The sequence below is a fragment of the Cupriavidus consociatus genome (assembly GCF_017814975.1).
Lineage (GTDB): Bacteria > Pseudomonadota > Gammaproteobacteria > Burkholderiales > Burkholderiaceae > Cupriavidus > Cupriavidus consociatus.
Genome location: NZ_JAGIQA010000069.1, coordinates 1 through 8,219, shown reverse-complemented (window position 1 = coordinate 8,219; position 8,219 = coordinate 1). Strand labels below are relative to the sequence as shown.

Annotated in this window: 8 protein-coding genes and 1 pseudogene; all 9 read right to left on the bottom strand. The window is 66.2% G+C overall.

The features are described 5' to 3' along the window. Nucleotides 1–255, bottom strand: a pseudogene (locus J8I82_RS36700) (methylcrotonoyl-CoA carboxylase); the annotation flags it as partial. Between the two features lie 89 nt (nt 256–344). Beyond that, on the bottom strand, nt 345–773 hold the full coding sequence (locus J8I82_RS36695; RefSeq protein WP_209765421.1) for a YchJ family protein: 429 nt from the start codon (nt 771–773) through the stop codon (nt 345–347). Beyond that, nucleotides 770–1,456, bottom strand: coding sequence for an HAD family hydrolase (locus tag J8I82_RS36690; RefSeq protein WP_209765419.1), 687 nt, complete (start codon nt 1,454–1,456; stop codon nt 770–772). Before J8I82_RS36690 ends, J8I82_RS36695 begins: the two co-directional genes overlap by 4 nt. Further along, complete coding sequence (locus J8I82_RS36685; RefSeq protein ID WP_209765417.1) at nt 1,453–2,118, bottom strand: 2-hydroxychromene-2-carboxylate isomerase; 666 nt, start codon at nt 2,116–2,118, stop codon at nt 1,453–1,455. The genes J8I82_RS36690 and J8I82_RS36685 overlap by 4 nt, the downstream gene beginning before the upstream one ends. Nucleotides 2,119–2,225: 107 nt before the next feature. Continuing rightward, nucleotides 2,226–3,356, bottom strand: coding sequence for an acyl-CoA dehydrogenase family protein (locus J8I82_RS36680; protein WP_209765405.1), 1,131 nt, complete (start codon nt 3,354–3,356; stop codon nt 2,226–2,228). 31 nt (nt 3,357–3,387) lie between these two features. Next, nucleotides 3,388–4,068: an SDR family oxidoreductase gene (locus tag J8I82_RS36675; RefSeq protein ID WP_209765387.1), complete on the bottom strand. Its 681-nt coding sequence runs from the start codon at nt 4,066–4,068 to the stop codon at nt 3,388–3,390. Between the two features lie 224 nt (nt 4,069–4,292). Then, nucleotides 4,293–5,471: an acetyl-CoA C-acetyltransferase gene (locus tag J8I82_RS36670; RefSeq protein WP_209765385.1), complete on the bottom strand. Its 1,179-nt coding sequence runs from the start codon at nt 5,469–5,471 to the stop codon at nt 4,293–4,295. Between the two features lie 58 nt (nt 5,472–5,529). Next, a complete protein-coding gene (can, locus tag J8I82_RS36665) occupies nt 5,530–6,201 on the bottom strand; it encodes a carbonate dehydratase (RefSeq protein WP_209765383.1) in 672 nt (223 codons plus the stop codon). Next, the gene (gene aceK, locus J8I82_RS36660) at nt 6,198–8,021 is read right to left on the bottom strand and encodes a bifunctional isocitrate dehydrogenase kinase/phosphatase (protein ID WP_209765381.1); all 1,824 of its coding nucleotides are present in this window, start codon (nt 8,019–8,021) and stop codon (nt 6,198–6,200) included. Before aceK ends, can begins: the two co-directional genes overlap by 4 nt. Between the last annotated feature and the right edge of the window lie 198 nt (nt 8,022–8,219).

Sequence of the window (8,219 nt, the reverse complement as noted above, 5' to 3'; positions counted from 1 at the left end):
GGCATCGTCATACATGTCGTAAGCGGCGAGCTGCGACAGCTCCAGGAACGGCGTGCCCGGATCGAGCAGTTGCTGCATGCGGTCGCGCGGCAGCAGCTTGCCGCGCGACAGGTGCTTGTTGCGCGCATCGTCACCGCCGCCCTGCGCCAGCTTCGCGATCTTCGCCTTGAGGTCGGCCACCAGTTCCCGCATCGCGTCGGCGTTGGCCTTGAACGATTCTGAGCGGGCGTTCAGTTTGGTTTCCAGCGTGGGCATCGTATCGTCTCTTCGTGCTTGGGTCTTGGTGGGGATCCGTCCAGCCTGCGCTGCGTGCGGGGGGTGGAGGCCGGGCTATGTGGCGATGCTCATGGCGCTTCCCCGATCATGTCGCCATCCACATAGAGCCAGCGCGGGGTCTCGCCGGGCGCGCGCGGCTCGTGCACAAAGCGGCTGCGCTCGTGCAGCCGCCAGGCGCGCCCGCCAACCTTGTAGCGCGCGACGAACTCCACTTCGGCATGCGTGTCGTCCTGCTGCGCGTGCGACTTCACCGACAACCCGAGCCAGCGCGTGGCGGTGTCTGGCGCAAGATCCACCGGACAGGTAGACGGATGCCAGGTCTGGCGCAGCCAGTCGGTGTCGTTCAGCACATAGGCGCTGTAGCGCGAGCGCATCAGCGCCTCGGCATTGGGCGGCAGGGCCTCGCCGCGATGGAAGCGGCCGCAGCACGCGGCATAGTCTGCGCCGCCGCATGGGCACGGCACCGGACCGGCCTTGGGCGGACGGCGCGCTGTCATCCCACCAGCTCCGGCAGTTCGCGCATGTCGGTGAAGAGCGTGTGCGCACCCGCTTCGCGCAGCGACGCGGCGTCGTTGCGCGCAGCGTAGCCGAACACCGTCATGCCCGCGGCCACGCCGGCGGTGACGCCGGTGGGGCTGTCTTCGATGACGGCACAGCGCGCCGGCTCGACGCCCATGGTGCGCGCGGCCAGCAGGTACACGTCGGGCGCCGGCTTGCTGCGCGCCACCTCGGTGGCAGAGAAGATATGCTCGCGCTCATCCTGCTGGAACAGCTCGACCAGCCCGGTCTTGGTCAGCTGCAGCTTGACCTTGATGCGGTCGGCGCCGGACGCCACGCACACCGGCATGCCGGTGGCGGCGATCTTGCCGATGACGTCGCGCACGTGCGCCACGGCCGCCACTTCGGCCTCGAGCACCGCGTTGCGGCGCGCCAGCCAGGTCGACAGCCAGTTCTCGGGCAGCGGCGCGCCGCGCATGCGTTCTATCATGTCCAGTTCCTCGCGCACGGCGCGGCCGAGGAACAGGCGCGTGGAGTCTTCCAGCGAGATCTCGATGCCGAGTTCGTTCAGCATCTGGTTGAGCACGCGGTTGACGATCGGCTCGCTGTCAACGAGCACGCCGTCGCAGTCGAAGATCACGCAATCGAAGCGGCCGGAATGGCCCAGGGTTACTGCGGTCATGCGGGTTTCTTTTCCTTGTTGTCCAGGCTGGTTACACCAGGTACAGCCCGGAGTTCGGTCTGGCGGCGCGCCTTCAGGTGCGCCTCGACCTGGTCAAAACGGTCGAAACCCCAGAAGGGCTCGCCGTCGACGATGACGAAGGGCGAGCCAAACACGCCCTTGGCCATCGCCACGTCTATCTCGGCCTTGAGCTGGTCCTTGATCTGGTAGCTGATGGCGCCGGCATCCATGGCCTGCACGTCGATGCCCAGCGGCTCCGCCAGCTTCATGATCTCGGCCGGCTCGGCAATATTGATGTCGTCGACGAACAGTGCGCGGTACACCGACCTGGCGAACGCCGCGGCGATATCGGCGCCGTGATGGTTCTGCAGCCACAGCATGGCGCGGGCGGCATGCGTGGTCGGCAGCGGGAAATGCGTGGGCCGCTTGTACTCGATGTCGTGGAAGCGCGCGGTGCGCTCGAAATCGCGCCAGCTGTAGTCGCCCTTGAGCGGCAGCTGCGGCAGCGGCGACGCGCCGGTGGTCTTGAACACGACCCCCAGCAGGATCGGGTGCCAGGCGACGATACGGCCGTACTTCTGCGCCAGCTCATCGATGCGGGTGCTGGCGAAATATCCGTAGGGCGAAGAGAAATCGAAGTAGAAGTCGATCGCTGCGGTCATGTCGGGAGCCCTTGTTCTTGTCTTGCCGAGTCGGGAGTCGGGGTCGTGCCGCCCTTGCCGGGGGCGCCGGCGGCACTTGGCATCATCGTACGCTGTTTAAGCCATGATCAGGCAAGTGCGCGCGCAATCAGGATCTTCTGGATATCGCTGGTGCCCTCGTAGATCTGGCACACGCGCACGTCGCGGTAGATGCGCTCGACCGGGAAGTCGCTGACATAGCCGTAGCCGCCGAACACCTGGATCGCGTCGGAGCAGACCCGCTCCGCCATCTCGCTGGCAAAGAGCTTGGCCATCGCCGCTTCCTTCAGGCACGGGCGGCCGGCGTCGCGCAGCGCCGCGGCGTGCCACACCATCTGGCGCGCCACGTCGATACGGGTCGCCATCTCGGCCAGGCGGAACTGCACCGCCTGGTGCTGGAACAATGGCTGGCCAAAACTCTCGCGTTCCTTCGCATACGCCAGTGCGGCATCGAACGCGGCGCGCGCCATGCCGATGCTCTGCGAGGCGATGCCGATGCGCCCGCCTTCCAGCCCCGACAGCGCCATCTTGTAGCCGCCGCCCTCGTCGCCCAGCAGGTTGGCCGCCGGCACGCGGCAGTCCTCGAACAGGATCTGTGCGGTGTCCGACGAATGCTGGCCGAGCTTGTCTTCCAGCCGCGCCACCACGTAGCCCGGCGTCGACGTCGGCACGATAAACGCGCTGATGCCGCGCTTGCCGGCGGCCTTGTCGGTCACCGCCAGCACGATTGCGACGTCGGCATTCTGGCCGCTGGTGATGAACTGCTTGACGCCATTGAGCACGTAATCGTCGCCGTCGCGGACCGCGGTGGTGCGCAGTGCCGATGCGTCGGAGCCGACGTGCGGCTCGGTCAGGCAGAATGCGCCGAGCATCTCGCCGCGCGCCAGCGGCACCAGCCATTGCTGCTTCTGCGCTTCGCTGGCAAACGACATCAGCATGCTGCACACCGGGCAGTTGTTGACGCTGATGACGGTGGAAGTGCCGCCGTCGCCGGCCGCGATCTCTTCCAGGATCAGCGCGAGCGACAGGTAGTCCAGGCCGGCACCACCGTATTCCTCGGGCACGGCCACGCCGTAGGCACCCAGCGCGGCCAGCTCGCGATGCACGTCCTTGGGGAAGGTCTTGTCGCGGTCCCACTGCGCGGCCTGCGGAGCGATTACCTCTTGCGCAAACTGGCGCACGGCGTCGCGGATCATTTCCTGTTCGGGGGTCAGCAGCATATCGATGGTCGGTTGGTCGTGCGCGCCGCGATCACCAGGGGATCGGCGTGCCGTCGTAGTTGTGGAAGGTGCCGTTGTCGCGTCGCTTGACGCCGGCCAGCACCTGGCGCATGCCCTTGACGCTCTGCTGAACGCTCAGGTCGGCTTCCTGGCCGCCCATGTCGGTCTTGACCCAGCCCGGGTGCAGCGCGACGCAGGTGGCATGGCGCGCGTCGAGCGACACCGCGCGCAGCGCCGCGTTGGCGCCGGCCTTGCTGACGCGGTACAGCCAGCTGGCGTTGTGCTCCATGCCGCCGATGCTGCCCATGCGCGAGGACAGCACCGCCAGTACGCCGCCGTGGCCGGACTGGCCGGCTTCGACGTAGGGCAGCACCAGCGGCAGTGCCATCATGGGCCCGAGCACGTTGACGTGCATCACCCGATCAAAGTCCTGCGGCGTTACCGGCTGCGCGCCTTCGGTGCGCGGTCCCAGCACGCCGGCGTTGTAGACCGCCACGTCGAGCGCTTCGCCGTCGAGCTTCCAGCCCAGGCCGGCGACCGCGCCGGGATCGGACAGGTCGACCTGGTGGGCTTCGGCACCGAGCGCCTGCAGCGCGCCCACGCCCTCCGGCGTGCGCGCCGCCGCAATGACGCGCCAGCCGTCGGCACGGTACTGGCGGACAAATTCAAGGCCGATGCCGCGGGAGGCACCGAGGATGAGGACGGTTGGCAAGGGTTGCTCCTTTCTCAAACTGGCCGGCGCGTCGAACGGTACGGCTGGCCACGGTTCAGCAAACTGCCACTGTCTTGCTCCCTCTCCCGCTTGCGGGAGAGGGTTGGGATGAGGGCGGGCGTTACCACGAAGTGCGGCGCGTCACGCTTGGCACGCGCCGGCCCTCACCCCCAGCCCCTCTCCCGCACGCGGGAGAGGGGAGCACACAAGCGGAGAAGGAAACGTTACAGGAGCTCGATCCCCACCGCCGTCGCTTCGCCGCCACCAATGCACAGGCTCGCCACCCCACGCTTGCCGCCGGTCTTGCGCAGCGCGCCGATCAGCGTGGTCATGATGCGCGCGCCCGAAGCCCCGATGGGATGCCCCAGCGCGCACGCGCCGCCGTGGATATTGACCTTGTCGCGCGGGATCTTGAGGTCGTGCATGGCAGCCATCGGCACCACCGCGAAGGCCTCGTTGATCTCGAACAGGTCGACGTTGTCGGTGGTCCAGTCGAGCTTGCGGTAAAGCTTGGCGATCGCTTCCACCGGCGCGGTGGTGAACCAGCCCGGTGCCTGCGCATGCGTGGTGTGGCCCAGCATGCGGGCGATCGGCTGCAGGCCCAGCTGCTTCGCGGTGGAAGCGCGCATCATCACCAGCGCCGAGGCGCCGTCGTTGATCGACGACGACGATGCGGCGGTGATGGTGCCGTCCTTGGCAAACGCCGGCTTCAGCGACGGGATCTTGTCGAGCTTGATGCGGCGCGGGCCTTCGTCGGTGTCGATCACCGTGTCGCCGCCCTTGCCCGATACCGTCACCGGCGCGATTTCCCAGCGGAAATCGCCCTTCTCGGTGGCCTGCTGCGCGCGGCGCACGCTTTCCATCGCGAATTCATCCTGCTGCTCGCGCGTGAAGCCGTACTTGGCGGCGCAGTCCTCGCCGAAGGTGCCCATGGCGCGGCCCTTGTCGTAGGCGTCTTCGAGGCCGTCCAGCATCATGTGGTCGTAGATCATGCCGTGGCCGATGCGGTAGCCGCCGCGGCCCTTCGGGATCAGGTACGGTGCGTTGGTCATGCTTTCCATGCCGCCGGCGACCGCGATGTCGAACGAGCCGGCGATCAGGCCGTCATAGACGGTCATCGCCGCGCGCATGCCCGAGCCGCACATCTTGTTGACAGTGGTGCAGCCCACGCCCAGCGGCAGGCCCGCGCCCAGCGCGGCCTGGCGTGCCGGCGCCTGGCCCTGGCCGGCGGGCAGCACGCAGCCGAACACCACTTCTTCGACCTGCTCCGGCTTCAGGCCGGCGCGCTCGACCGCCGCGCGGATGGCGACGGCGCCGAGCTGTGGCGCGGTCACGCTGGCGAATTCGCCCTGGAACGCAGCCATCGGCGTGCGGGCGGCTGAAACGATGACGATCTCTTCCATGTCGGGTCTCCTGGATCGGTAGGTATGCGTGGGTGTTGTCTGGTGTCGGCGCAGTGCGTCAGCGGATCGACGCCTGCGGCGGATCGCCGTACTGGCGGTAGGCCGCGGCCAGTTGCTCGTGCAGCTCGTCGTTGTTGCTGGCGGCCATGCCCAGGTCACGCAGCAGGCCGTCGGACACGCCGTAGATCCAGCCGTGCACGGTGATGGCCTGGCCGCGCGACCACGCGTCCTGGATCACGGTGGTCTGGCAGACGTTGTTGACCTGCTCGATCACGTTGAGCTCGCACAGCCGGGTATGGGCGTCTTCCTCGCGCAGCACGGTGCCGAGGTAGGCCTCGTGCTTATCGGCCACGTCGCGCACATGGCGCAGCCAGTTGTCGGCCAGGCCGATGCGCTCGCGCTTGAGCGCGACCTTCACGCCACCGCAGCCGTAGTGGCCCACCACCGTGATATGGCGCACCTTGAGCACTTCCACGGCGAACTGGATCACCGACAGCGCATTCAGGTCGCTGTGCGCAATCACGTTGGCGATATTGCGGTGGACGAACACCTCGCCCGGGGCCAGCCCCAGGATCTGGTTGGCCGGCACGCGCGAATCGGAGCAGCCGATCCACAGGTATTCCGGCGCCTGCTGGTTGGCCAGGCGGGTGAAGAAGGCGGGGTCTTCCGCGTTGACGCGGTCCACCCACTCGCGGTTGTTGCGGAACAGCTGGGCGATGGCGTCATTCATGCGACTCTCCTTGCAGGGTCGGCGGCAGGCAGTTCAGAGGCAGCGCCGTAGCGGTTGATGAATCGCTCGGTAGGGTGATAGGCAAAAAAGTCATGGACATGTCCGGCCAGCAGCCGGTCCTTGTGGCCCTGCCACATGGCAGGGTCGAAAAAATCCGAATGGTGCCGCAGGAACGCCGCGCGCACGCGCGTGTCGCCCAGCAGGAACGTGCGGAACGTCTCGGGAAAAATATCGTGCGGACGCACCGTGTACCAGACCTCGCCCGACATCTCCTCTTCCTCGTTGCGCGGCTGCGGCACTTCGCGGATATTGCAGTCGGTCAGGTACTCGATCTCGTCGTAGTCGTAGAACACCACGCGCCCGTGCCGCGTGACGCCGAAGTTCTTGTACAGCATGTCGCCCGGGAAGATGTTGGCGGCCATCAGTTCCTTGATGGCGTTGCCATATTCCAGCACGCCGTGCTCGACCTGCTCGTCGGAGCCTTCCTGCAGGTAGATGTTCAGCGGCGTCATGCGGCGTTCGATATAGACGTGGCGCACCACGATCTCCTCGCCTCCCTGCTTGCCGCGCTGGTATTCGATCATTGACGGCGCGTGCTGCTCGAACTCGCGCACCAGCGCTTCGTCGAAGCGCGACAGCGGGAAGGCCACGTCGGAGTACTCCAGCGTATCGGCCATGCGGCCGACGCGGTCGTGCTGCTTGACCAGTTGGTACTTCGACTTCACCAGCTCGCGTGTGGTGTCCTTGGGCGCCGGGATAATGTCCTTGATGACCTTGAACACGTACGGGTACGACGGCAGCGTGAACACCAGCATCACCAGCCCGCGGATGCCGGGCGCGACGATGAACTTGTCCGACGAATGCTGCAGGTGGTGCAGGAAGTCGCGGTAGAACAGGTTCTTGCCCTGCTTCTGCAGGCCCAGCGAGGTGTAGATCTCCGCGCGCGGCTTGCGCGGCATGATGTCGCGCAGGAAGGTCACATAGGCCGACGGAATCTCCATGTCGACCATGAAGTAGGAATGCGTGAACGAGAACAGGATCAGCAGCTGTTCCTTCTTCAGCAGCACCGTGTCGAGCATCAGCTTGCCCGAAGGGCCGTGCACGATCGGAATTGCCAGCGGGAAGGTGCGGTCGCCGTTCAGGATGCGGCCGATGATGAAGGCAGACTTGTTGCGGAAGAACAGCGACGACAGCGTATGGACCTGGAAATTCGGCGCGATGCGGAAGTCGCCGAAATGCTCGCTGACGGCGCGCACCACGTAGCCGATATCCCGCGTCAGGTCTTCGAACGGGCGCTCCAGCTGGAAATTGTGCACGATGCGCTCGAAGCATGCCGCCATGCCCTCGCGGCTGCCCGGATAGTAGGCGCGGAAGGTCGGCCGCGTCGGCGATTCCTCGTTTTCGATGTATTCGGTCGAGATCGCCGGACGCACGAAGATGAAATCGTTGTTGAAGTACGAGCGGTGCAGGATGCGCGTGCAGACCGAGTTGAAGAAGGTCTCGGCCAGTTCGGGCTGGTGGTGATTGGTCAGCAACCCGATGTAGTGCAGCTTGATCTGCTGCCAGATCTCGTCGTCGATGTTCTCGGCGTCGTATTCGTCTTCCAGGATGATGCTCGATTCGCGCACGCGCTCGTTGTAGAAAGCGATGCGGTCGCGCTGGATCTGCTGCAGCCCGTGCCAGTCGCCGGACTCGAACTTGAGCTTGGCCTGGTGGCTGACCTCGCGGAACAGACGGTAGTGCTTGTCGAACCCGTCGAGCATCGTTCTCGCCACATCGAAGGCAATCTGCGAGGAGAGCAGTTTGGGGAAGTGGGACATGGGTCGACGGGGGGCGACTGCGTGACGGTCTTGCGACGGGTAGTGGGATTGTAAATGGGTTCCGGGAAGCGCTCCGGATGTCCGGGGGCGCCGGAGGTGATTCCGGCGCCCCGGCACACCGTTACATCGTTTCCGCGAACAGCTCGCGGCCGATCAGCATGCGGCGGATCTCCGAGGTGCCCGCGCCGATCTCGTACA

Coding starts and splice junctions, on each gene's coding strand:
- J8I82_RS36695 (WP_209765421.1), bottom strand. CDS start 773: ATGACAGCGCGCCGTCCGCCCAAGGCCGGTCCGGTGCCGTGCCCATGC.
- J8I82_RS36690 (WP_209765419.1), bottom strand. CDS start 1,456: ATGACCGCAGTAACCCTGGGCCATTCCGGCCGCTTCGATTGCGTGATC.
- J8I82_RS36685 (WP_209765417.1), bottom strand. CDS start 2,118: ATGACCGCAGCGATCGACTTCTACTTCGATTTCTCTTCGCCCTACGGA.
- J8I82_RS36680 (WP_209765405.1), bottom strand. CDS start 3,356: ATGCTGCTGACCCCCGAACAGGAAATGATCCGCGACGCCGTGCGCCAG.
- J8I82_RS36670 (WP_209765385.1), bottom strand. CDS start 5,471: ATGGAAGAGATCGTCATCGTTTCAGCCGCCCGCACGCCGATGGCTGCG.
- can (WP_209765383.1), bottom strand. CDS start 6,201: ATGAATGACGCCATCGCCCAGCTGTTCCGCAACAACCGCGAGTGGGTG.
- aceK (WP_209765381.1), bottom strand. CDS start 8,021: ATGTCCCACTTCCCCAAACTGCTCTCCTCGCAGATTGCCTTCGATGTG.